This window comes from Paenibacillus sedimenti (assembly GCF_014534655.1).
GTDB lineage: Bacteria > Bacillota > Bacilli > Paenibacillales > NBRC-103111 > Paenibacillus_E > Paenibacillus_E sedimenti.
This window is the reverse complement of sequence record NZ_JACVVD010000015.1, coordinates 100,137-124,770: the sequence shown is the minus strand read 5'-3', so window position 1 is coordinate 124,770 and position 24,634 is coordinate 100,137. Positions and strand designations below refer to the sequence as shown.

19 protein-coding genes and 2 pseudogenes are annotated in these 24,634 nt (G+C 43.5%); 5 read left to right on the top strand and 16 right to left on the bottom strand.

What is annotated here, in order from left to right; all coding sequences use genetic code 11:
* Positions 1 to 553 precede the first annotated feature (553 nt).
* From ICC18_RS28935 to ICC18_RS28910, 6 genes are all read right to left on the bottom strand, one after another.
* Entirely contained in the window at positions 554 to 946 is a 393-nt protein-coding gene (locus ICC18_RS28935) for a DUF2569 family protein (protein ID WP_188177889.1), read from the bottom strand.
* A 703-nt stretch (positions 947 to 1,649) separates the two neighbouring features.
* Positions 1,650 to 2,009 carry a hypothetical protein gene (locus tag ICC18_RS28930; RefSeq protein WP_188177888.1) on the bottom strand — a complete coding sequence of 120 codons (360 nt, stop codon included), beginning with the start codon at positions 2,007 to 2,009 and terminating at the stop codon, positions 1,650 to 1,652.
* Positions 2,010 to 2,173: 164 nt separating this feature from the next.
* On the bottom strand, positions 2,174 to 2,452 hold the full coding sequence (locus tag ICC18_RS28925; protein WP_188177887.1) for a hypothetical protein: 279 nt from the start codon (positions 2,450 to 2,452) through the stop codon (positions 2,174 to 2,176).
* Between the two features lie 487 nt (positions 2,453 to 2,939).
* Positions 2,940 to 3,305, bottom strand: a complete 366-nt coding sequence (locus ICC18_RS28920; protein ID WP_188177886.1) for a RidA family protein — start codon at positions 3,303 to 3,305, stop codon at positions 2,940 to 2,942.
* Between the two features lie 757 nt (positions 3,306 to 4,062).
* Positions 4,063 to 4,413, bottom strand: a complete 351-nt coding sequence (locus ICC18_RS28915) for a DoxX family protein (RefSeq protein WP_188177885.1) — start codon at positions 4,411 to 4,413, stop codon at positions 4,063 to 4,065.
* A 37-nt stretch (positions 4,414 to 4,450) separates the two neighbouring features.
* The gene (locus tag ICC18_RS28910; RefSeq protein ID WP_223192965.1) at positions 4,451 to 4,885 is read right to left on the bottom strand and encodes a VOC family protein; all 435 of its coding nucleotides are present in this window, start codon (positions 4,883 to 4,885) and stop codon (positions 4,451 to 4,453) included.
* 194 nt (positions 4,886 to 5,079) lie between these two features.
* Between ICC18_RS28910 and ICC18_RS28905 the strand changes: the two genes are divergently transcribed.
* Positions 5,080 to 5,958 (top strand): sigma-70 family RNA polymerase sigma factor, encoded by an 879-nt coding sequence (locus tag ICC18_RS28905; RefSeq protein ID WP_188177883.1) that lies wholly within the window; start codon positions 5,080 to 5,082, stop codon positions 5,956 to 5,958.
* A 147-nt stretch (positions 5,959 to 6,105) separates the two neighbouring features.
* On the opposite strand, the pseudogene ICC18_RS34080 reads toward ICC18_RS28905, so the two are convergent.
* A pseudogene (locus tag ICC18_RS34080) lies at positions 6,106 to 6,192 on the bottom strand (class I SAM-dependent methyltransferase); the annotation flags it as partial.
* Positions 6,193 to 6,506: 314 nt separating this feature from the next.
* Between ICC18_RS34080 and ICC18_RS34075 the strand changes: the two are divergent.
* Together ICC18_RS34075 and ICC18_RS34070 are read left to right on the top strand one after the other, a co-directional pair.
* Positions 6,507 to 7,157 (top strand): annotated as a pseudogene (locus ICC18_RS34075) (DUF2278 family protein); the annotation flags it as partial.
* An 18-nt stretch (positions 7,158 to 7,175) separates the two neighbouring features.
* Positions 7,176 to 7,520, top strand: coding sequence for a lamin tail domain-containing protein (locus tag ICC18_RS34070; RefSeq protein WP_312029622.1), 345 nt, complete (start codon positions 7,176 to 7,178; stop codon positions 7,518 to 7,520).
* A 70-nt stretch (positions 7,521 to 7,590) separates the two neighbouring features.
* Here ICC18_RS34070 and ICC18_RS28895 read toward each other — a convergent pair whose 3' ends face one another.
* Positions 7,591 to 8,046 carry a hypothetical protein gene (locus ICC18_RS28895; RefSeq protein ID WP_188177882.1) on the bottom strand — a complete coding sequence of 152 codons (456 nt, stop codon included), beginning with the start codon at positions 8,044 to 8,046 and terminating at the stop codon, positions 7,591 to 7,593.
* A gap of 175 nt (positions 8,047 to 8,221) precedes the next feature.
* Between ICC18_RS28895 and ICC18_RS28890 the strand changes: the two genes are divergently transcribed.
* Together ICC18_RS28890 and ICC18_RS28885 are read left to right on the top strand one after the other, a co-directional pair.
* Complete coding sequence (locus tag ICC18_RS28890) at positions 8,222 to 8,986, top strand: ParA family protein (protein ID WP_188177881.1); 765 nt, start codon at positions 8,222 to 8,224, stop codon at positions 8,984 to 8,986.
* A complete protein-coding gene (locus tag ICC18_RS28885; RefSeq protein ID WP_047672745.1) occupies positions 8,973 to 9,218 on the top strand; it encodes an RH3 domain-containing protein in 246 nt (81 codons plus the stop codon). Before ICC18_RS28890 ends, ICC18_RS28885 begins: the two co-directional genes overlap by 14 nt.
* Positions 9,219 to 9,284: 66 nt before the next feature.
* Here the strand turns inward: ICC18_RS28885 and ICC18_RS28880 are convergent, their stop codons facing one another.
* From ICC18_RS28880 to ICC18_RS28845, 8 genes are all read right to left on the bottom strand, one after another.
* Positions 9,285 to 10,217: a family 43 glycosylhydrolase gene (locus ICC18_RS28880; RefSeq protein ID WP_188177880.1), complete on the bottom strand. Its 933-nt coding sequence runs from the start codon at positions 10,215 to 10,217 to the stop codon at positions 9,285 to 9,287.
* 160 nt (positions 10,218 to 10,377) lie between these two features.
* A complete protein-coding gene (locus ICC18_RS28875) occupies positions 10,378 to 12,009 on the bottom strand; it encodes an extracellular solute-binding protein (RefSeq protein ID WP_188177879.1) in 1,632 nt (543 codons plus the stop codon).
* 51 nt (positions 12,010 to 12,060) lie between these two features.
* A complete protein-coding gene (locus tag ICC18_RS28870; protein ID WP_188177878.1) occupies positions 12,061 to 12,936 on the bottom strand; it encodes a carbohydrate ABC transporter permease in 876 nt (291 codons plus the stop codon).
* Positions 12,937 to 13,896: an ABC transporter permease gene (locus ICC18_RS28865; protein WP_223192964.1), complete on the bottom strand. Its 960-nt coding sequence runs from the start codon at positions 13,894 to 13,896 to the stop codon at positions 12,937 to 12,939.
* A 207-nt stretch (positions 13,897 to 14,103) separates the two neighbouring features.
* Positions 14,104 to 15,528 (bottom strand): response regulator transcription factor, encoded by a 1,425-nt coding sequence (locus ICC18_RS28860; protein ID WP_188177877.1) that lies wholly within the window; start codon positions 15,526 to 15,528, stop codon positions 14,104 to 14,106.
* Positions 15,521 to 17,281 carry a sensor histidine kinase gene (locus ICC18_RS28855; RefSeq protein ID WP_188177876.1) on the bottom strand — a complete coding sequence of 587 codons (1,761 nt, stop codon included), beginning with the start codon at positions 17,279 to 17,281 and terminating at the stop codon, positions 15,521 to 15,523. Before ICC18_RS28855 ends, ICC18_RS28860 begins: the two co-directional genes overlap by 8 nt.
* A gap of 292 nt (positions 17,282 to 17,573) precedes the next feature.
* Positions 17,574 to 18,389, bottom strand: coding sequence for an AraC family transcriptional regulator (locus ICC18_RS28850; RefSeq protein WP_188177875.1), 816 nt, complete (start codon positions 18,387 to 18,389; stop codon positions 17,574 to 17,576).
* A 197-nt stretch (positions 18,390 to 18,586) separates the two neighbouring features.
* A complete protein-coding gene (locus ICC18_RS28845; protein ID WP_188177874.1) occupies positions 18,587 to 24,514 on the bottom strand; it encodes a LamG-like jellyroll fold domain-containing protein in 5,928 nt (1,975 codons plus the stop codon).
* Positions 24,515 to 24,634 lie beyond the last annotated feature (120 nt).

Below are 24,634 nucleotides of genomic sequence, written 5' to 3'. Positions count from 1 at the left end.
CTCGAATCGACTACTCGATTGGCATAAATAACTTCCGCTTAAACGCGGTCGTACATCCATGAATCTTCATCGATCAAGTTATTTCTACGAGATTTTGCAATCTCTTAATTGTGGTCACTTGCGTGACCGTGCTTCTTCACTCGTTGTTCAGTTTTCAAAGAACAATGTTTGCTCGTTTCCGAGACAAGAATAATAATGTACCACATTCTCATTCTCAACATCAAGTGGTATCTTTAACCATATCATTCTCGCTATTTCTTTTTCTCAACTCGTATCCGAGGCAGGAACGATAATATAGCATGATCTTATGCTCAACATCAACTTGTATCTCTTCCCAATTCTTCGAGATCGATAACATTTTTCCAAATGGAATTATAAAAAGCTCTTCAACCGCACGAATGAAGAGCTAAGTTCATACTATTTGTTTTCTTCTTCTTCGGAAAGATCATAAATATAATGAAGCCTTTTTTCATAATGATAACGGAATTATTGCTATTGTTTCCGTTAGTTGAATTGAATGGGTATCTGATGCCAATGCCTTCTTGAGATATAATCAAAAAGTTGTATTTACTCGTTTCGAATATTTAAAATATAAAATCCATATCATTCCTACAATAATTATTAGAGCTGAATCAAGAACATCATATAGTGTTCTATCTGAGAAAAAGAAATCAATTATTTTAAATAATATCGCTATAAATTCAGTTATGATTGTAATCAATGGTCCATTTTTGTTCTTCTTTAATAAATTAAAAAGAGAAATGATAAAAAGAACTTCTAGTAAAATATAAGAACCAACAGCATACACACTTTCAACATCCCATACTAGTACCTCTTCTATCATCTTGAATATGTAATATGGATTGATTGAAACTCCAACAATTGAATAACTCACATAGAATAGTAGCCAGCCTCTGATTCCCGCTAGGTTTTTCTGTTTTTGCACGTATGTTGCCACCTTTTTCTTATGAAACAAAAATTAGATATTTTTAATTATGTGTTAAAATTCAAAAAAATGTAATGGCAGTTAATGGATCATGTTTTGTTGATTTTTAACCAAAATAAAAACCACCTCATTGGTGAACCAGCTATTTTTTTCAACTAACGTTCTCCGTTAGCCATCCATGCATCTTGCACTGCACCACAGAGCATGAAAGTTAATCCGTTCTTTCATGGTAGTTGAATGAAGTAATAAATAATCGCACCTTTATCGCTAATTTTTTTACCAAAAATACCCAATGTATTTCCAAAAGCATTTAGTTATTTGAATTTATGAACTAGGAAACGAAACACCCATTCTATAATGATTAGAATCAAAACCGAAATGATAAACTGAAATATATTCTCAAGTTTAATTTCTTGGGCTTCACGTCCGACTCCAATTAACAATACAAAAACGGCAGCTATACACGCATAGAAAATATATCGATAAATTATATCCCCACCTCCAAGTCAAAAAAAAGGCTTACAACTCCAAGAAATCTTAGTTATGTATATGTGTAAATCCTCTACAGGTTCATTTTTAACTTTACTGCCAATTAGTACAGCAGGCATCGAGTTTATCACAGGATGCCCACCTGATCTAGTTATGGAGCTATAGTATCAGTTTGTTTGTTTGTTTAATAACCCATTATAAAATACATAACTAATTACTTTTTAACTAAGTAATCATTTAAATCGTTTATGTTGTTGGTTCTATAAACTTCATTTTCTTTATCAAAAACGATAAATATTGGCGTTTCTTTTACCTCTAAATCCCTTATTTCCGCATCATTTGGGTTTTCATTTAAATAATATCCTGATATCTTATTTATGTTATTTTGAAAAATTTCACTCTCAAATTTCTTCTCAATATTTTGTGAAGCTCCCAATATTGTGATGTAATATTTACCTTCTTCGTCTGATAACATAGATGATATTCTTTGTTCCTTGCTTACACCATTTGAACAACCTGCAAATACTAACATAACCATTGAAAATATTGCTACTAAGCACTTTTTATATCTCATAAAACCCCTCCCACTATAAATTAAGACGTTCATTATTTATAAAAGTTCCAATCATATCCTTTTTTTCACTAAACTCCTGTTAGTTGAACATTCCCGCCCGTTAACGCAATGAAGCTGCCGATCATGCCGGCAGCTTCATCGTTCAACTATAGTTCTTCGTTAGCTTAAAAAGATTTGCCCCAATTCAAAAACTTTTCCCATATCAATTCGTCAAATATCGATTCCTTATCAAGTTTATAATGCTCCCCGAGTTCTTTCCATTCATGGAACACAAAATTAGGCGGATACTGTCCTACTTTTGTAAGTTCAATTAACAAGCCTTCAAAGGCCATTTCATATTCATCATGACGATAGTAGTGCATTATTGCATCAATACCTTCTTTGGTCAGTAGCTCTATTGAACAAGCAATTAACTTTTCTAATTGTTGCTCAAATAATCCCATAATCCCCCTCCTTTATTTCGAAGTAAATCGTCGATTTATTCAAACTAACGTATCCGTTAGCTTAACAATTTAAATCTAATCTTATAAACCTTGACTCTTTAGGGGAGTGACTGACGTAAAAGTCTACATCATGTCCAAATCGAGCAAGAACTGCCCTTACAGCAGCATACTCTCATTTAAAAAATCGATTGTCCCTGATGATTTTTCTTACTTTCTTCATCGTAACCGCGTGTTTGGGCACTCCAGCAATTCGGTCGAGCAGCAGCCACCTCATACCTAGCTAGCGCCCTACCCTCCAATCCATCCGGAGGCAGCCGGTGAATATCGGCTAAAACGGCGGCAATTTTCTTGATAATGCTCGGATTCACCTTCGTTACTATTACACTAAGGTTTTCCGTTAGCGAAATAATAAAAGACTATTGAAATCAAATCTCCTGCTCATTTTAGAAAGTGACCTACTTTACAATCTGCCTGTTTAATTGTGAGACTAACCTTTAAATGCTATAGCATCAAGTTGGAATTGAAGTCCATCCTCTCCGCCACGATGTGCAAATTCTGTTTGTATTGATTTTCGTGCAGGATACTTACCATTAAATCTATCTTTGATTACCTTTTCCATCACAGGTATATTCCAAATATCTCTAAACATACAATCAATCTTAACGACTGATTCTAAAGTTAAACCGATTGATTCCAGTCGCCTCTCTAAATGGTCAAATGCACCATTAATCTGATTCTCAATAGATTGACCAATATTTCCAACACAGTAATTTATGAATGCAAAATCACCAGCTTCAACAATTCCAGAATGCACCCAATCTTCTTTAATATCATTTCTTACAATTTCTCTCATATAACTTCCTCCTACGAATTAAGAGCCATTATAATGAAAAAACAAAAAAATAGCGAACGTACGTTCTTTTCTTGTAATGGTACCATACATTCCCAGATTATTCAACTATTCTGCCCTTTTGTTTAGCGCACCTTTAACTTCATCGATCAAATATAACAAAAAAGAAGCTGGATCATTGATCACAACTTCTTCATTCTTGCGTCTTATCCGAAAGGAGAAATAAAACATATTGCAGGCAATACTTCATTCAATCTTTAATTCCATTATGGATATTTTTTTTATTTACGAACATTATCCGGTAAATAGGTTTATCTCTAATTTCTATTTTAACGCAATAAACGTTATTATTTCCCAAGTTAAACCAATGTATACATAGGTCGAAGAACACCACTAAACCATTCAGCTATACATTCAAAGGCATTTTCAATTTAGGAAGGTAATGCTCACACATTCTAAATATCGAAATACGTGTAATTTCAAGTAAGTCATTGCCCATAAACACCACCCCTTTTTATCAATATATATTTATATTCCGTTGAATTATCCCTTCTGCCCTTTAGGTGAAAAATGGCAGCAGATCAAATAGACCTGATGCCATTTTCCGGTATTGATTGAGCTATAATTTTCAGTTAGCTTAATCATATTGCCATGCTGATAACACAGGAATGGAGCCCCGCTCAGCGCCTGAAGGAGTAATGGAGCGAAAAACCGCAACGTTCGAAATAATCTGCCCGTTGAGTGGAAAAAAGTTTAAGTATCAGACCGCCACATTCACGATGGTTAGAATAAGGATTAACGCAGTGAACATGAGGGCCGGCGCCGTTTTGCCGATCGAATCTTTGACCCTGAAATGCGCGAGGCACGCCAGCAACATCGTTATTCCAAGCCAGATGCAGGCCCATGTAACCGCCTCCGCATACCAATAGCCGATGATGAGTAAAGCGGTACCGATTAGCTGGACGACGCCGGTAACAACACGAAACCACTGCGGTATTCCGAGATTCTTGAAAATGTCGACCCAATATTTGGCCCCTATGGTCTTTGCAGTGCCTGAAAATACATAATATAATGCCAGCAAACTTTGAAGAACGATCAAAAGAATAGTCATTTGGATTTCCTCCCTTATTTTAACCAACAGTGATTGGTCATTGATGTCCTCTTGTGAGAATTCGGAACGTGATGCCGAATTTATCCGTTACATTGCCGTAAGCGGGGCTGAAGAAACTTGCCTGCAGCGGCTCATTCACTTGACCGCCCTGCTTCAATGCTTCAAAATATTGGGTAGCCTTGTCTTTATCATTGGTTTGAACTACGATGGTCACTTGCGTCCCTTTCTGGTAACCGTTTCCGGTTATGTAATCAGTGAGCCGAAGCTCCGATTCGCCGATTTTCAAGATAGCGTACTCTATCCAGTCTTTCTTTTCCGGGGACAGTGAAGATTCCGCATCTCCCGGCGTATCGCCGAATCGCTGTCTATACATAACCTTGGCATCCAGAGCTTTCTCGTAAAAATCGATAGCCTCATTCGTGCTGCCGTTCATTTCAAGAAAAGGGATCAAACTCGTACTCACAACAATCATCTCCTAAGTTTAAGTGTTTTTGTCGGGACACCAGGTATGCCTCAACTTTCTTAATGGCCGGTTTCCCTTGTCATTTACTATGTCGAAAGTCGGCAAAGAAACGTGACCGATTCTGTGAAAAAATTTTCTGTCACATCTGCTGAATTTCGTACGACATATAAATATAATAGGAAACGAAAGAAGGAGTGTATCGTATGAACGATCATCATGGGCTTGCGGAACAATTCGAGGCGTATCGGAGTCACCTGCATACGGTAGCTTACCGAATGCTAGGATCTTTAAGCGAAGCGGATGACGCCGTACAGGAGTCGTGGATAAGGTTTAGCCGCACCGATACTAGCGGAGTCGAGAATATGGGAGGATGGCTGACAACGATCGTATCCAGAGTATGTCTGGATATGCTGCGATCTCGCAAATCGCGGCGTGAGGATCTTACGCTGGTGAGTGTACCCGAGCCGGTTAGCAGCCGACAAGACGGAAGCGATCCCGAACACGAAGCGCTGCTGGCCGAATCTGTCGGTCTTGCGATGCTGATGGTCCTCGGAAATTTGAATCCCGCCGAACGCATTGCGTTCGTATTGCACGATATATTCGCCTTGTCTTACTCGGAGATCGCACCGATCATAGGGCGTAACGAGGTTGCAGCAAGACAGCTTGCAAGCCGTGCGCGTCGTCGGGTTCAGGTGGCGAAAACGACCGCGGATTCGGCGGAATTCAAGCGAAAGCGGGAGCTAGTTGATGCTTTTCTGGCTGCGTCGCGCTCAGGAGATTTTGAGAAACTTCTTACGGTATTAGACCCCGAAGTCGTGCTCCGTAACGACCCAGCATTCCCGCCGGTTGCCGCATGGCCGGTTGTGCACGGTGCTCATGCCGTGGCCGAGGGATTCCTTGGTCGTGCCCAAGGTGCACGGCCGGTGCTTGTGAACGGATCTGTGGGCGCTGTTGTGGCTCCTCGCGGTCGACTGCTTTTTGTACTCGAAATCAAGATCGTGGATGGCAAGATCACCGAGATCGACATGATAGCCGAACAAACTCGTCTTCGCCAGCTTGACATAGCAGAAATGAACGATTGATAGGGCTAGCTTCAAAAAGCAGCTATAATAACAATAAAATTGAAATACAAAGCACAAAAAAAACGCACTCTCGCAGAGCGCGGACAATGAGTTTTTTTGATAAAGTGTCGCCTTCCAAAGTTAATAGTTTTGGAGGGCGGTTCTTATTCGATATTCGATTTGTGGATCTTCGGTCATACCTTTAGCTCGTTCTAACATATTCTCCGAGAGATCTACGCCTACCACCGATCGTGCATACGTGAACGAACCCCATGAAAATAATAAGGCCGCTTCCAATAGTGGGGGCGGTCCTTACCCATTTCGCGAACTATGGTACTTTTCTGCCCAGTCGCAGTGCAGCCTCAAGTGCTAGCACGGCACCCGAAGAATGGCCATACAAATTCGCCGTGCCACCGGCTACATCAATCATAGCTTCAATAAAAATCCCCCAGCAGATCCCTATTTACAAAAAGTTACAACGAATACAAAGAGGAATAATCCCCCTTATGTGGAAAAGTTATTTAAGTGAATAACGGACATTATCCAGTCCGGATTGAAGGAGGAACATGATGCCCATCCATCCCTACGGATTGCTCAAATGCAAAATACTTGACCGGCGTCTCGGCACTAACGAGAACGCGCATTATCAGGTGCACGCTAGTGCAAATAACGAACACTTCCGTATAGCGATTAATGTCAAGTCCCAGCTTAGCCCTTCTGAGTTGCTTTACTGTACGATTGAAAATTTTCAGCATGTCACGACGGCCGAATTACCTGCTATGCCATTTGGTTTTTCACCGCTTACCAGTAAGCCTGACGGACAGGCACTCGATTATATTCGCAGTAATCTGTTCGATCGCCGAAACATGCTGCCACTGGCTTTCAACATACCGGGTAGAGACAACGATCTGAATGAGAAGCTTGACTTCTACATTAGACGAGCGATGGAAACCGATGATGCTGTACTCTACGCATTCGGTGAAAGATGGGGGCCTGAACACGGCAGGCCGGACAAAATTTTCGGATTCAAACCAGGCAATGGCATTCACGATATTCATATGAATCAAGGTAACAGCGGCACATTTACCAAAGACGACGGTGTCTACCAGGATGGGGGGTTGTTGATTCACTTCCCTTCCGAAGACAAGTGGGTCGCTGTATTCCTCGCTTTTCAGTCGCAGTCATGGCACACCGACGATACGACTGGCCACACAATCCCTGACCCCACGGAGGAACCAGTGCCTGATACCGGCTCGCCACCGGCTCAGGTGGACGGCAGTATTCGAATCGCCGGGGTCGTCGTTCAGACTGAAGACGGCAGCAGCGAAACAGTCACTCTGCTGAATGCTTCCGATCGGGCTATAGATTTGACTGGTTGGGCCATCGCAAACAAGGCTAAGCAAAAGCACAAGATTCATGGCATCATCGAACCTGGAGAATTTATGACCATCCCTATCGCTGGGCCTGCCTTCTTCCGAGACAAGGGTGATATTATTACATTATTTGACCGTAAAGGCCTAAAAGTCGCCGGAGCCTCCTATACGAAGAATCAAGTTAATCCAGGTTGGACGATACTCTTTTGAGTTCATGCAAATAGAAGAACCGCCTTCCAAAGTTAATAGTTTTGGAGGGCGGTTCTTGTTATCCATTAGTTTAGTGAGGGGCACCTAAATTTAAGTCTGAACTGTACAGATTGTTTTCCTTAAGAAAGGTTTTCAAATCTTTGCTTTTAATATGGACCGCCACAAGATGATTTTCCTTTGTAAAGACCAGCAGGGTTGGGTTGTAGGTATCTAACTTCCCGATAAAAAGAATTACTTCTGTGACTGTTCCGCTTATCCATTTATTTCTAATCTTGCAAGGGGGTGTAAGCGGAATCTTTATCGCTATGCCATCGCTCGGCTCAATTCTAAACGAACCCGCAATACCACTTGCAGATGATAACCACTCCTTTACCTGGTTTTGCAATAAGTTTGAATTGGGGATTGTAAGTACAATATCACCTTTTCTTATATCGAAAACTTCTGCTCCCTCAGTTGCCCAAACTGGTTGAGGAGTAGAGAGAATAATTGTCCCGATAACAATCAACAAACGGAAAAGTTTCTTCAAGACTGATTGCACCACCTTCCTATAAAGGTATTATTCCCCACCTACGATTCTCCATTACGCAAAAATCCTGCCTGTTACCTCAATAAACAAAAACGTCCATGACCCCCTTTTAAATAGAGCTATTGTAGAACTATATACAGGAATAAAGGTTTACAGAAATAAGGAGGAATAGGTTATGGGAGCCATTATTTCAATCGGTAATCAAAAAGGCGGCGTTGGCAAAACGACAACCACGGCCATCACGGGGTATCTTCTCTCTAAGAAGTACAAGGTTCTCTGTGTGGACTTCGATAGCCAAGGCAATTTAACACAGTTTCTTACTCAAAGAGATATACACGATTACTCCAAAATGACTATTTTTGAGGCATGTAAAAACATGAATCCCACCCCCTACATCCGCAAGTTAACCTACAACCTTCACTTCATTCCGGCTGATGAAATGCTTGCAACTCTGCCCATGCTTATCCATCAAAATCCTTCAATGAGTTCAACCATTTTGAGAGATACACTACATAAAGTAAAGGCCAGATACGACTACATACTTATTGATTTACCTCCAAATCTCGGAGAGCACACGATTAATGGTTTAGTGGCTTCAGACTATGCAATCGTCATGCTGCAATGCGAACCCATGTGTTATGACGCGCTGGACAGATACATCGCAACAATGATTCACATTAAAGAGGTTAAAAAGCTGAACCTTGTTTTATGCGGCATATTGCCAACAATGATCGATTCTAGAACAATCATAGATAAAACAATCATTGATAGAGTAAGGAGGGAATACGAGGAAGTTGTGTTTCGAACGGAAATAAAGCGTAAAAATAGAATCAAGGAATTTTCTATTACAGGAATACAGGAATACAGTAATACGGATACATCGGCACTAAGCAATTATAGAAATTTTGTCGAGGAGCTGGAGCAGCGTGTCCAAGCGTGATGCGATTGAGCAGTTATTAGGAAAACGGCGGAGTCAAGAAATACAGGAAACTGTAAATACAGGTATACAGAAACCTGTAAATAAGAAAAAAGCAACATTTGATTTCGATGATCAATTCCATACGGAGTTAAAGATATTCGCCGCGAAACAGAATAAGAAGATGGTTGATGTTGTGGTAGAGGCCGTGAAAGAGTATATGCGAAGACATAAAAATACCCCACCGGTCGAGTAGGCCAATGGGGATTCGTTCATGTAGGGTTACTTTTTGCCGGATTTGTCGTGCTGTACGTTGCCCGCCTTATCTCTCATCTTCCGCCTGCAAATTCAGCTCAAAATGTTGGTTCCTGTCGCATATTAATACGCCATCGATTACATTGAGCTGCGCTACTTGAACAGTTGATCGTTGGTTCATGTAGGACATGACGGCACTAGAATCGCAGCTGTGCTTCGGATGTGTAAAATAAAAGATATAAGCTTGCTCATCCTGAACGACAACATCCGCATGATATCCGAACGAATCATCGTCTTGCCTGCTGCCGGGCTGATCCAGAATCAGACCGTTACGCTCCCACGCCTCCAAATCGTCCGAACGGTATACTGCCTGCCCTTTCCATTCATCAATGATCATCCAATAGTAACCCTTGTACCGAAAAACATTGGGTCCTTCGTGCGCTTGATGAGTCAGGATCGGCCCGACGACCTTCCAATCCGACAGGTTCATACTATCTGCCGCATATGTCACGGAACCATTAGCTTCATCCTTATACCACATCCGGAAACGTCCGTCCGGCATCCTGTAGATGCATGCGTCTATGACCCGGTTAGAGCTGAGCTGTATGGGCGAACGGAAAGTCCATGTCAGCAGGTCCGGACTCGTATAATACATCATATGGCGCGGATTCCCCGCCCAACGGTCCGGTACGCCTTGAATGTAGCTGACATACATATGGTACAGGCCATCGTGCCAAATGATTTCCGGTGCCCAGAACGTATTCCGGCCCCATTCAATATCAAGCCCGGGCAATGTTCCCCGGTAAACCCAATTTTGACCGCCATCCTTCGAGGAAGCGACGCCAAGGTCACTTCCGTGCACCCAGGCAACATTCGAGCCTTCAGCGGTCGCACGTCGGCTCGTATAGATCATCCACCATTCCTTCAATTGTCTGTTCCATACAAGAACGGGATCCGTAGCTCCGTCATAGATCGGATCGCGGTACAGCGGTCCTTTCATCTCATCATTCCTCCTATTCAAAAAAGCAAGTTGAATAAATTTCAGCAGTAAAACATCCAATCTATGAACAACCGCTAGTTCACAAAGGAAACTAGCGGTCATCAGAATGAAAGTAATATGAGGCAGTGATCATTCTGCTAACGGTAAATATCTAGTAAAATTATTTAATACCCAACTCCTTAGCCTTCGCATTCACTTCGGCAATGGCCTCTTGCAGACCCTTGGCATCATAGCTTTTAATAGCTTCTTGCCACATCTTTACAGGATCGTCTTTCCCGAGAATGACTTTGATGAGATCGTCCTGAGCGCCTGAGTAAAATGCTCCGAGTTTGTCTTTCGCCGGTGTGGTCATTAACATAACATCGAAGTTGATTGGCGCTGGTTTGTTTTCTTTCTTCAATTTCACAAAAGTATCATGATCATAGGACTCCCAGGCAGCCACGTCCGGATTGGAATTGACGACCACTTTACCGGCTTTATAGAATCCGCCGCGCCATGATGCCAGCGCACCCATTGCGTCTGTGATCGGGTATTTCTTTTTGAGTGAATCGTCGGCATTTAGCAGTGATAAAGCTTTACCTCCCTCAATCTTGTAATCTACACCTTGAATACCGTTTCTCGTTAATGCGTCATACTCCTCGGAGGCCATATAATCAATCAATTGAAGCGCTCTGTCGAATTTGGCGTCATCCAGCTTGTTGCTGAAGAAAATCTCGGACCAGTATGGTGTTTCGACAAATGAATATCGGTTTCCGTCCGCTGCAGGCCAAATATTCATAAATCCAACCGCATCCGCAACCTTTACACCGGGATTCGCTTTTTTAAATGTATCGACGTTAGCGGCAGTGCCAAAAAACGATGAGCCAAAAGAGATGAAAGCTTGGCCGTTCATAAACTTCGTGAAGCCGTCCCCTTCCTTCTGGATCCCGAAATCCTTATCCAGCAGACCCTCTGAATAAAGCTGTCTTAACTGTTTGATTCCGTCCACTGTTTTGGATGAGGCATAGGAAGGCATCCATTTTCCGCCTTCATTCGTCCAAGACTTGCTATTTGACATTTCAGGGAAGCTTGAAAGAAAGATCGTATTCAAAAAAGACTTGTTTTGAAGCGCAATTCCAACAGTACCGGGATGCTGCTTCTGGACGGCCTTGATCATAGCGACAAATTCATCAAAGCTTTTCGGTTCGGATGTGAAACCTGCTTGCGCCGCCCAATCCTTACGATAAACAATTGCTCTGTCCATAACCCAATCGCTTGAATCGTTATATGTCATTCTTGGAACCATATAGAATTTGCCATCCACCTTCAGCGGCTGAACGGAAGGCAGCTTCATGATTTTGGCAATATTCGGATATTTGCTTAAATCGTCCGGAAGCGCTTTAATAACACCTTGTTTAGCCCACGAAGCATACAAGCTGGGATTTTCTACCGCAATAACGTTAGGGAAAATGTCAGGCAGTTGACTGGAAGCCGCCCACACCTTCGCCTTGTCCTGCCAGTCGTTCCAGGTGACCTGTACCGGATTAACCGTAATGTTGAATTTTTTTTGCAAATCATTGAATATGGCGTCATCCTTGGCGCCGGAAGCGTCGAATCCATCTTTAATCCCCATCCAAGAAACGTTGAGCGTAAGTTGCTTCGTGTTTGCTTTGGTCGCAGATTCGGAAGCGCTCGGCGTGGTTGAAGAGGAAGATGCCTGCTCTTTCTTTTCATTACTGCCGCAACCGGCGAAGACCATAGCCAGAGCAATAAATGTTACGGCCGACACAACCGTTTTTTTTCTTTTTTTCATACAAACTCTCCCTTTAATTTTTTTTTATAATAATAGCTTTTGCTAGTATTATTAACCTTTAATTGATCCGATCATGATTCCTTTGGCAAAATACTTCTGGATAAACGGATAAACCATTATAATGGGGACTGCGGAAATCACAATCATGGCGGATCTGACCGAATCTCCGTAAATATTCTGAGTTCCCTTTGCCAATTGAGCGCCCGCTGCGTTATTAATAATTGAGGTTATGTTCGTCAAGGCATTTCGCAATACTAATTGAAGCGGATACAATTTCGTGTCGTTAATAAAAAGCGTAGGCAACCACCATTCATTCCAACGGTCTACGGCATAAAACAATATCATCGTCGCAATGATCGGCATGGATACAGGTACTATAATCCGTACCAGAATCGTAATATCATGGGCGCCATCGATTTTGGCCGATTCTTCCAACGATGGCTCGATCGTATTGAAAAAATTTTTCATCAGAATAAGATAAAAGGTATTGACGGCAAGAGGCACGATCATCACAAGCAGACTATTTTGCAAATGAAGCTTTTGCAAGGTAAGAAAGTATGGGATCAACCCTCCGGAAAAGAACATCGTAAAAATAATGCAATTAAAGATAAGGTTTCTACCAGGCAATGACTTTTTGGACAAGGCATAGGCTCCGGCGGTAGTTACGATCAGACTGAAAACGGTTCCTGTTATGGTTACGATTACGGATATGAATAACCCTCGAGTGACCTTCCCATCAATAAATAAATACGTATAGGATGACAAATCAAACGTTGACGGATACAAGAACAATCTGCTCGAACCGACATCGGTTACGGTCGAGAACGACAACATCAACGTCTGATAAAATGGAAACAAAGCAAGAAGAGCAAAGATAGCCAGGAAAAGAGTAATGATAAGATTGGTTAGATTAATTCTGTTTTTCACTTACAAGCCCTCCTCCTTACCAATGGTTTTGACGAGGTAGTTGGCTCCGAATAACAAAGCAAAATTGATTATAGACTTCAAAAGGCCAACAGTCGTAGCAAAACCGAATCCGGTCGAATCCGTAAATGCGCTGCGATATACGTAAGTGTCCAGAATATCCGTATATTTATAGACAGCGGGGTTGTACATGTTAAAGATCTGATCGAAACCGCCGTTCATAGTTTGACCTACGGCCAATATCAAGAGAATAGCCGCGGCTGATCTCACGACCGGCCAAGTAATCGCCTTCATTTGTTGGAAACGATTGGCGCCATCGACGGCTGCCGCTTCGTACAGCTCCGGATTTATTCCTGCGATAGCTGCCAAATAAAGAATGCACGACCAACCTGCCTCTTTCCATATATTCGACAGGAACAAAACGGCGGTAAAACTGGGACCGTCCGTCAATACAGACTTTTTTTCAAGTCCAATAACCGTAAGGATTTGATTGTACATGCCTTGATCGCTAAATATCCCAACAATAATTCCACTTAGAACGACCCAGCTGATAAAATGTGGAAAGGTGAAAACGGTTTGAAAAATGCGGGTCATTCGGCCTTTCGAAATTTCATTCAGCAGCAAGGCCAGAAAGATCGGAATCGGAAACTCAATGATTAGTCTGCCCAAACTGATCAGAATCGTGTTGCGAAAGGCGACCACAAAATCCGGATTTCCGAAAACGTCTCTAAAGTTTTGAAAATGATTCCATGGACTTTCCAGTATTCCTTTGGAATAGTCGAATTCTTTGAAAGCGAGTACAATTCCGTACATGGGAATGTAGGAGAAAATAATGTAAAAAATAACGATCGGCGCTACAAGAACATAAAGGTACTTATGCTTTGCGATTTCTTTCCACAATTGTTTGATTGACGGCCGCAAGGTTATGCTGCTTTGTAGTTCAAGTGACTCCTGCTTCTCCAATCCGTTTCACCTCTGTCATTTTCTTTATAAGTCCATCATAAAGGTTTTTTGTCGACAGAAACATTCACGCATCTTAGTTAAAGTTGCATTATTTGAATCGGTTGTAAGCGATTTATCTTTGAAGATGCTAAAATCAATCCATGTACTTCTAAGCAGCGTCCATACATGAAAAAAAAATTCCGACCTGGTCCCGGCCGGAATTTCCTTTTATCGACCAGCCCGATAGGAGCTTGGCGTATTCCCCATCATTCTTTTAAAAATTCGACTAAAGTAAAAGTAATCATTATACCCCGCTTTTTCGGCTATCTCATTCATCGGAAGATCTGTGGTCGTCAGCAATTGGCAAGCGTAATCGATCCGTAACTTTGCCATATATTCTGTAAACGTCGTCCCGAGTTCCTTCTTAAACAACTGGCTTATATAATTAGCATTCACATTAAATCGTTTGGAAATGTCTGGAATTGATATGTCGTTGCAATAATTTTCATTGACATATTTATAAATGGCGTTGAATGTTCGATTTCTTACATGAAGCGGTTTCCATTCATTTTTCGTTTTGAGCTTTTCCGTTAACAGCCCTTTCAGGAACAGCAGCATGTCCTGAACGGTACTGAACAAGCTTGTCAGTTGGTCATAGGAATAAATGTAATCTTCGTATAGTTCTTCTTCGCTGTTATGGGCGAATGACAGGATTTGATTGTACGCAATCAGAGCATGTTTCATATGCAATTGCCCGTTTGCAAATAAAGCTCCCATCTCATCAAGCGAATCGTAAATGACAACCATATCGCTATTGCGGGTGGCTTCAACCAATTTTTTTATGGAATAATCTTTCTCCGGTAGGTCGGCTGCTTCGTCTGAAAGCCTGCATTCTTTACCTGTTGTAAAATAGCAATAAGCGTTTATCTCAGCCGCATGAATGGCTTCTTTGATCTGATCAACTTTATATATAACGCTGCTGGTCCCGATCCCCTTGGTACCGTTTGCTTCAGCTTCTCGCGTATTGAAGAACAAACTGTTCTCCGGGCTATTCTGAACAAGGTATGCATACTTGCCGAACCCTATTCTCAAGGCGATGCAGCCTCGTAATCCGTAAAGCTTCAGCTTATCTTTTCCAATCGAAACGACTGCCTTCATTCCATTCGCCGATTCCATATCGATTCCCGATAAGATCAGTGCCTTACGTAAACCTTCCCTTGCTTGTTCATTATTTTCCTCAATGAAATCCAAAATATCTGTTGCAATGGAAGTTTCGCGGTCTTCCAGAATCACCTTGGCTTTTTTTAAGTAACCAATAATCTCTGCATCGTCGAATGGCTTCAGACAGTAACCGAAAGCGCCGTAATTAATCGCTTTTTGTGCGAACGCAAATTCAGCGTAACCGCTCACAACGATGAACAGAGCACGACTGAACGTATCCTTTAAATTTTTAATGAGTTCAAGGCCGCTCATGCCGGGCATCCGGATATCCGTAAACACGATGTCCGGTTTGATGCTCGATATCGCTTCGAACGCTTCCGCACTACTCAAAGCATAACCGGCAACCTCAAACCCGTATTCATTCCAATTAACGCTTGCTTTTAAACTCTTAATAACCAATTCTTCATCATCAACAAGAAAAACTTTATACATCGCTGCCACTCCCAAACGGTATCATGATGACGACTTCTGTTCCCATACCTGTCTCACTTTTGAGCATAATGCCATACTCGTTCCCATAATTCAACTTTATCCGATTATTTACGTTTGCCAGACCAATGTTGACGGTCCGATCATGGATTTTGTCTGTTAGCCCCTGCCCAGCAGACAAACTTTCCTTAATCAAACAAAGTTTTTCAGCTTCTATGCCCGCTCCATTATCTTGAACGGATAGGAGAATTATATTCCCTGAAATCTCTCCTTTAAGCTGCAGAGAGCCTTCTCCGATTCTAGGTTCAATCCCGTGAAAAATCGCATTTTCCACGATCGGTTGCAGGATCATTTTCGGTACCTTGCACTCCAAAATCGCTTCGGGAAAATGATATTTCACTTCAAACCGGTTTCCAAACCGAATTTTTTGAATGTAAATAAAACTTTTGATAATCGTTAGTTCCTCACGAAGAGGGACCATATCCGTTCCTTTGATACTATAGCGGAAAACAAGGGCAAGAGCTTTTGTCATATCAAAAATCTTGTCAACCCCTTCTTCCGCTGCAATTCCTTTGATAGACTCCAGCGTGTTGTATAAAAAGTGCGGGTTGATTTGACTTTGCAAATACGCCATTTCGGACTGCTTTTTGACCAATTCTGCTTCGTACAGTCTTGTCTTGCTCTCCAACAGCCGATGAGTCAAGTCGTCAATTTCATCCAGCATCTCGTTGAACTCGTTTGCCATTACAATGATTTCCGCATATCCCTCCACACTGATTCGCTTTTGAAGGTTTTTCAGTTTTCCTAATTTGATTTCATTCATTAAACGTATCAGCTTCTTCAAAGGCTGGAGAATGTTATTGATCACTAGGAAAAAAGGAACGGCCAATAATAATAATGAGATAATGAAGATCATAAATGATTGCTTGCGTATATCTCCTATACCACTCAAAAGCTCGCTCTGCGGCAGTTTAAAAATGATTTCCCCCCCGATATCGGGAATCACGCCTTGCTGAACGATATATGACCCATCTTTTTCCAATGACAAAATGTCTGAATAGGCGCTTCCGGGCTTTACCGAGTCATCATTGGTAAAAAAAACATTGCCTTTACGATCCACCATGTATATCTTACCTCCGCTCGGACGCATCGGGCTGTTTGAGGAACCCAATAAAGCGTTTGCATCCAAAACAATCATGAGAGTGCCGATTTCTTTGGTGTTTTCAAAGTTCGTGATGGAATAGATTTGAGCTCCTGCAATAAATACATGTTTGTTTTCGTTATTGATGGGGAGGTTTTTCATTTCTGAAAAATAATGAAGCTGTTTTTTTGGTATTTCGTCCTTTAGCGGGAACAGGTTATTGATATCACCGTTGATGTTGAATTTCGTACCGTCGCTTCCGATCAGCGCGATATCTAAAATACCGTCTTTCATGCTGATCATGTCTGAAATATAGCTTTTCAGTTGCGTATATTTTGCATATTTAGCCATCGGGTCGGTTTCATTCAAATATTGTTGAACAATGGGTGAGTTATAAGAAATATTTTGAACGATCCGCTTCACAACATCGCTGTTGGATGAAATGGTTTGATTCATTTGAGCGATCAATTCCGTAAAATATTCGTTATTTTTCTTTTCCACCACTTTAGCCGCTTTGAAATAATTGGTAAATATAATAAAAATAACGATAACGATAATGAGAATAACCAATACGGATAACTGGATTCTTATTGGCAATTTTTTCAGGTATCCCATATTTTCACGACCTCTAAATAAATTTAACCCCTCAATTTACTATAACAGTAATCTTAAACGTTTCATATGTCTCTAAATGTCTCTAAGCAGTAGAAACTACAGAGTGAACATAAATTATAGCGCCTTCTCCTCCTACGAATGCGCTTTCTTTTTGGTTCCCTAAAGGGAACCTTTTTTTAATGCTAATAAAACCGTAGACATTAATGCCTACGGTTTACTTTCACTCTGAGAGCAAGCATCTTAAAAGATGGTCGCTGGACGCCAAAATACATTAAATAGTACTGTGCAGAATCTACATCGATTTTCTCATTGCCCTTCTGAATTGTCCGGGTGAAACCTTGTATCGCCTTTGGAACAACCGATAAAATGATCTAGACTCCATACCAATATTTTCTGCCACCTGCTCAACAGTCATTTCTTCGGTTTCAAGCAAACATGCCGCCTGTTCTAATTGAACTTTCAAAATATATTGATAAATGGAGTGACCCAGTTCGTTTTTAAATAATTTATTTAAGTGCTGCGATGTATAACCAAACATTCGAGAAATCTCGTCTACCTTAAGTTTGCTCGAGTAATGACCGCAGATAAAATTCACGACTTTCTGAATTGTTATATTAGGAGAACTTGTACTTAAGTGTAGTTCTATGGTTTGAAGTTTAGCTTCTACTAACAAAGAATAAATGATCTCAGAAGTCTTTAACGCTCTGTCTCTGTAATCTTCTGATATACATAGCGCATCTATCAACTCTAATATTCTATCTGAAGAATTCACAATTACTGGCCTGTTCATTTTTAATCGAAATTGCAAAAGGAGCATTAGGTTACAATCAAATCGTATTGTCGCAATCTCCCACTTTTCATCTAATGACTTATATTCAAAACTTGTACTAGGCGTAATAATGACCAACTGATTAGCTTGAATTACAAATTCAGGCTGGCTATTTATTCGAAATAGTCCCTTCCCCCTTACACAGAATATAATCTCACAATCACTACTCTCCTCTGTAAAACAACAAACTGGGTTGCGAACATAGCCTGCAGCGCTTAGTCGAAATGGAAGTGACAAATTTGTTTGAGCTATCTTTGAGAATAAATCTTGTGATATCAAATGGACCCCCCCCTTAATGAACTACACTCTATGCCATAACTCATTTGATAGATTTTTTTTAAAACAGAGAGTGGAATGATATTTACTTTTCTCCTTTTTTAGTTATTGATTCATGGAAAATCTTGCTATTTCCTCCCCATTTATTATAGGAGGAAGGCACCAAAGCCTTCCTCCCGAAACTGAATTCTACTTACTTATTAATTTCCGGATTGATCGTGAGGCACGGTGACAGTTGCAGTTACAACTGTTTTGTTGCCCGCTTTATCGGTTGCCGTATACGTGATGGTATAGATTCGGTCTTTTTCCGCACGCAAGCTGAATGAAGTGTCGGCTGTTCCGAAATCGGCGTTCTGAATGTCGCCTTGACCGCTATCCGGTTTATTGCTCGTGATAGACGTTAACACCACAGATTCAATACCCGATGTAGCATCACTCGGATTCAGCGTGGCATTGATCGTCACCATTTTATGTTCCGCCGGCCAAATCGACGTCTTATCCAGCTGCACGGATAGCGCTGGCGCTGTCTTGTCAACTTTAAACTCGACGGTTTTGAGATGCTCGACATTGCCTGCTTGATCCTTACTGCGGTAACCGAGCTTATAGGTTCCTTCACCGAAGGCAGGAATGGAACCGTTGTAAACAATCCACGAACCGTCATTCACCTGGTATTCTGTTGTTACGGCGCCTCCGTATACACTGGCGTATACGGACAAGCTTACGGTAACATCCATCGTGTACCAGCTGTTCTTGCCGTTAGGCGCAGCCGGATTCAAAATTGCGGTGGTGACAGGGGCAATCTTATAGATGTTGTTTACGGTCATGCTGGTTACGTTCGAGACGTTGCCTACGGCATCCGTTCCCCTTGCATACACGGTGTCATTGTCGGAAACAACGACCGGAGCGGTGTACGCTGTCCATTCGCCGCTTTCGCCTACTTTGTATTCCTTCGCCGCAGCGTCGTCCGGATAGCTGATCGCCACGGTGACGCCTTGGTTGGTTGGTGTTGTGGTATCAACAGCCAAAGTTGCATCGGCAGGCGCAATATGGTCGATATTGCTGACCGTGTAGCTCGTCTCATTCGATACGTTGCCCGCTGCATCCGTTGCTCTTGCATATACCGTGCCGTTTTCGGAAACAACCACAGGAGCGCCGTACGCTGTCCATGTACCGTTATCTCCTACTTTGTACTCTTTGATTGCCGCGTCGTCCGGATAGCTGATGGTTACTGTGACATCGCTGTTGGTTGGCGCTGTAATATCTGCCGACAACGCTGCGTCCGCCGGCGGCGTCTTGTCGAATTCTAACGCATCAAGCGCAGTCAGCAGCTGTTCGGCCGAAGCGTCGATGGCAGCTTGATCGGCATTCGATGCCAATGCTTTTGCGTTCTCGACGGCTGCCGCAACTGCTTGCCAGCTCGATTCGGCGTAAAGCTTGGCGTCAAGCGCTGCAGCTTTATCCAGCAAGTACGCCAGTAAGGAATTGTCCCCCTGCGGCGCCGTATTGTTTGCTAACTGAAGGATCTCATCAGCGCTTAATACATGATCATAAATACGGAATTCGTCCAGCATGCCGTTGAACAGCGGATCGGAGAACTGGCTTTTCCCGATATAATTTAGTTTCGGTTTGAAGTCGCTCGGTTTGATCGTGACGTTAGAGGATGCCTTTTCCTCGCCGTTCACATACAGCTTCGCCGTACCGTTCCCGAGTGTCAACGCCACATGAGCCCACCCATCCGCTGCAAGCTGAGAGGTTTGCACGATTTGCTCGCCGCCGCCGTTCTTGATCGCGAAACGCAGCGTGTTGTTGCCCGATCTCGGCGACAGGAACATGTACTGGTTAGTGCCGTTACCGAAGTCGAAGATTCGCTGCCATTGGTTTCCGCCCTTCCAGTACACCCAGGTTGACACGGTGATCTGATTGTAACTGGACAGAGGATGCGCAGAGGGCAGCGTGACATAGCTATTGGTGCCGTTCATTTCGATCGCTTTCCCGACGTTCCCGTCTTTGTACGCAGGAGTGCCGGAAACCGTCCCGTTGCCAGACCCGAATGCATTATCGGCGTTTCCTTCAAACGAATAGATGGATAACGGGTTGCGGGCAAGCAAGCTCTTCGCATCGTAAAGCTCCTTGGCAATTTTCATATCAGAATAACCCGGAGCATTCATTTCCGCTTTGATGCGTTCAACTTCTTGGTTGAACAGATAATAGCTCAGTCTTGAATAATTTCCCGCTTCAAGCTTTGCCGCATTATCCAATGCAATCTGAAGCGGGTCAATGACCGTTACCGACGTACCGTCCGTGGTACCGGTCACGACAGGCCCATTATCGTACAGGATCACAAATGAAATTTTGCCCGTTTGATAAGCAGTTCCAACCGTATACCGGGCTTTCCAATGAAGATTGTCGTCGGAAGCGGTCTCCATCAATTTATCGCCGAAATAAACCTTGACATTCTCAAGAGCTTTACCGGCAGCAAAATCTAAGGTGACCGTATTCCCCGTCACGGCTAAGGAAGAATCCTCCGGATTATCCGACTTTAGCGTTACCGTGTCCAGAAGGACCGGGCTTCCCGTATGGATGACGGTACCATAGAACTTGACTTCGGCAAGATTGCCGAACCATTGGGCCCCATTGAAAATCCGGATATAACGGTAGGCTTTCGGATTCTGGACCGTTAACGTTTGCCAATTCACCGTATTTGCAGCCGGGGCAGTCAACGTCACCCACGGCTCATAATCAATGTGGTTGGTTCCCTGGATGACAACACCTGCCGCCCGGGCGGGAAGGTCTTGTCTTGCAAGCAATTTTACTTGGGTTAATTGCACTTTATCCTGATCGCCGAGGTCAAATGCAACCCAAGAGCCCCAGCCTCCGCTAGTGGAGCGAAAATCGGAGGCGGTGGCTTCATTCCCGTCAAACAGATTGGACACGACCTGTTTTGTCGTATCGATGCTTCGACCCGGTGTTGAATCAATCAAAGAAAGATTCTTGAATGCATCGTTGATGAGCCCATCTTCATTAACGATAGTCACCGAGGTGCCGTCCATCGTACTTCTGACCGATTTCCCGAAATTCGCACCTTGATCGTAGTCGATGCGGAACTGGACTTTGCCGGGCTTATAGCTTTCTCCAAGCTTTTGCGTCACGGTAAAATGACGGGCATCTGTGGAAACGGTATCCATCTTCGTACTGCCGAAATAAACGGCAACACTATCGATCGGTTCGCTGGCGGTAAACGATAAGGTCACGGTATCTCCCGCCGTTGCGATGGAAGGATTGCCCGGATGATCGGACCCAATGGATACAGATTGCAGCAGATCGACAAACTCGAGATCGTTATTGTCAAAACTGAAGTAATCGACTTCCACTCTGCCATCGGCAGTTCCACCGGTTGCTTGCAGCCTGAGAAAAATCCCGCCTTCTCGCGCAGCATAACCCGATTTCGCCAAATCGTATGCGATCGTTACGAACTCTCCGTTCGTATTCGGAACAGCAAATTCAGCTACGGCATTGGCGGCTAAATTTCCATTGCCAAGATCAATGGCTTTCATGACAACAGGCTCGCTGCTCTTCACCCGCAAAACCATAAAGCGCCGGTCATTACCTTTGGACCCCATGTTGGCATTACGATATGCGACTGCGGAGCTGTCTCCTTTTAATACGACATTATCCCCAACTTTCTCGGCGTTGCCGTATATATCGGATAAATAGCTTCCACCCTCCGTCTTTGTCGACTGAACCGTTCCGGAAGATGATGGCGTTACGTATTTAAAGCTGTTAAAGGTCAGAGACCCGGTCCCTTTGTAGACAAAATAAAGATCGTTATTGCCTCCGTTATTGCCGTAAATCATCTCATCATTCTGATGGTCGAACGCGGCGGTCACCTTGCTGCCTGCTGTATCCTCAATCGAGTACGTCTTGACGAGCTGGCCCTGCGGGCCTCCCAGCCTCATTTCGAGCATCCCGCTTCCTTCGGCTAAGTGATTCAACTGCATCTGTACGGTTCCGCTGTCAAAATTCATATTGCGATACCCGATATAACCGCCGTCTGTAAGGGTAACATTATTCGCCGACTCGTTTTTCACATAACCTGATCTGCTCGTATAAGGGGCTTCAATCGCCTTGTTATCGGTTTTGGCAAATCCGCCCGAAAATTGAAACCAGAACGATTCGGCGGCAAAATTATAAACGTTGCCGGAACCCGTAATTTTGAAATACAGATTTTTCTTGCCTTTCAGTGTATCGCCGATGTTATCGAATTTTTGAACATAGGTGTTCTGTACGGACCACCATCCTGTATTGGGGACCTGAAAGACGGCTGTCGGCGTTGTTTGGGCCATGGTCTCGTCGGTCAGCTTCACGTCAGGCTCGGTAACGTACATGCTGATGGTCGACCCTTCCGACGAGTTCACGGAATAGTTGTACGCGAGCGTATCTGCGGGAACCGAACCGAAATCGAAGTTTTCGTAGCCGATCCAGTTGCCGTTCATCGTCCCTTCGGCTTTGTATTGGACAAAACCGTTTTCGTCCAGATAACTGGCGATTCCGGGTTTTACAAAGCCGTTCTTAAACCAAACTGCGTTGTTGGACGAAAAAGGTACAGCCGGGTACCGGTTATATAGACCATATAAATTTCCCTTTTCCTGCAAAGGCTGCGGCGGGCCCTTCGGCTCCGTGGCCAAGGCACCGTTCACAGGGGTAAAGAGCAGCTGACCAAAGCCCGGCATATCGATGGACTGGCCTTCAAGATTGTACATCATGAGCTCGGGATATTTGTACAATTCGTCGTAAATACCGCCGGAATATCCTTTCTCATATTTATAATGATTGTAGATGGAAGCGATATCCGTTCCGCTTCCCCGTCCCGCCGGACTGACGGCGGACCATTCGGTCTTTTGCCCCAAGCCGTTGACATTGGGAATATAGTCCACATCGTACCCAGCATTGTATTTCGAATAATAGGATAAGGCCTTTAGCAGCTTTTGGTTCTGGAACTCGTAGGGGCCTACCCCGCCCTCGGCAACCGGCACCCCGGTTACAGGATCAAGCTTCGTCCCCTGGACATGGATGGTTCGGGCCGCTGCGCCGAGCGCCGCAACGTCACCGCCCGAATGAGGTTGGTCGCGTCCCATCTCGACGATCTGTCCATGATCCAATACCATCGCGGCAACCGAGAAATTGATGCTGTTTGCTCCGGTTTTATTTGCCTCGTCTACGGCTTTTTTATTGTAGGCAAAACGCTCCACCGCTTCGTTATAACCGTTAATATCGTCCAGGAAGATGGAAATGGACATGTACCCCATGTTCCCTACGGCCGCTTGATTGAAAAATCCGTACCACTTGTTCGTTTCCTGCCAGATGAGTCTGAAGAAATTATCGTAGACCTTCTTTGTTTCATAATCGATATTGCCTTGGGCGTCCCGGCACCACCCGGAGCTTGGCGTATAGAGAAGAATTTCTGCCGCGGCAGCCATCTTCTGACCTGCTACACCGGAGCTGAGAACGCTGGATGCCCCCCACACCTGTGCGACAGTATCCCAATTGGCCGGCTCCGTCGTATTGAAAAATTGCTTGAGACCATTGCCCCACGCGTCCAATACCTTTTTGGCATTGTTCAGGTAAGCCTGATCCCCCGTGATGTACCACATGAGCGCTTGTTGATAGGCTGTCGTGGCATCCTGGCGCAATTGCTTGTCCCCGTTGCTGTCGGAGATTTGGGAATAAACGAATTCCTTTTGCGTTCCTCCGTTCCCATAGATCGCTACATTTTTCGAAGATTCGGGAGTCCTTCTGAATGTATCGAATGCAGACGCCCAAGGCTCTTTCCCGAGCCAAACCATATCCCTCATGGTGTTCAGATCCGCTCGCGATTGCAGAATACCCGGGTGGACGAGTCCTGTCGGACCTTTGACCACATAGTTGTCATAGCTTCGGTCATAGTTCGGATTGATGATTGCGCTATTTTGCGGCGTCGGCACAGTGGAATCATAAGAGGCATAGGGTGCAATGGCTGAAGCTTCGGCAGCCTGTACGGTTACATTGCTAACCGGTATGGCGCCGCCTAAAATTAGCAGAGATAATACGATAGAAAGAGAGCGTTTACATTTTGGCAGAAACCCTTTCATTTAAAGACCTCCTTTCAAGATTGAGCCCATTGCGGGCAAAACGACCTGTTTGAATTTCGTTTTCTTTTCTATTCCCTCCCTAATTTAGTCGTAAATCTATACTAAACCGCCGAAGCGAGT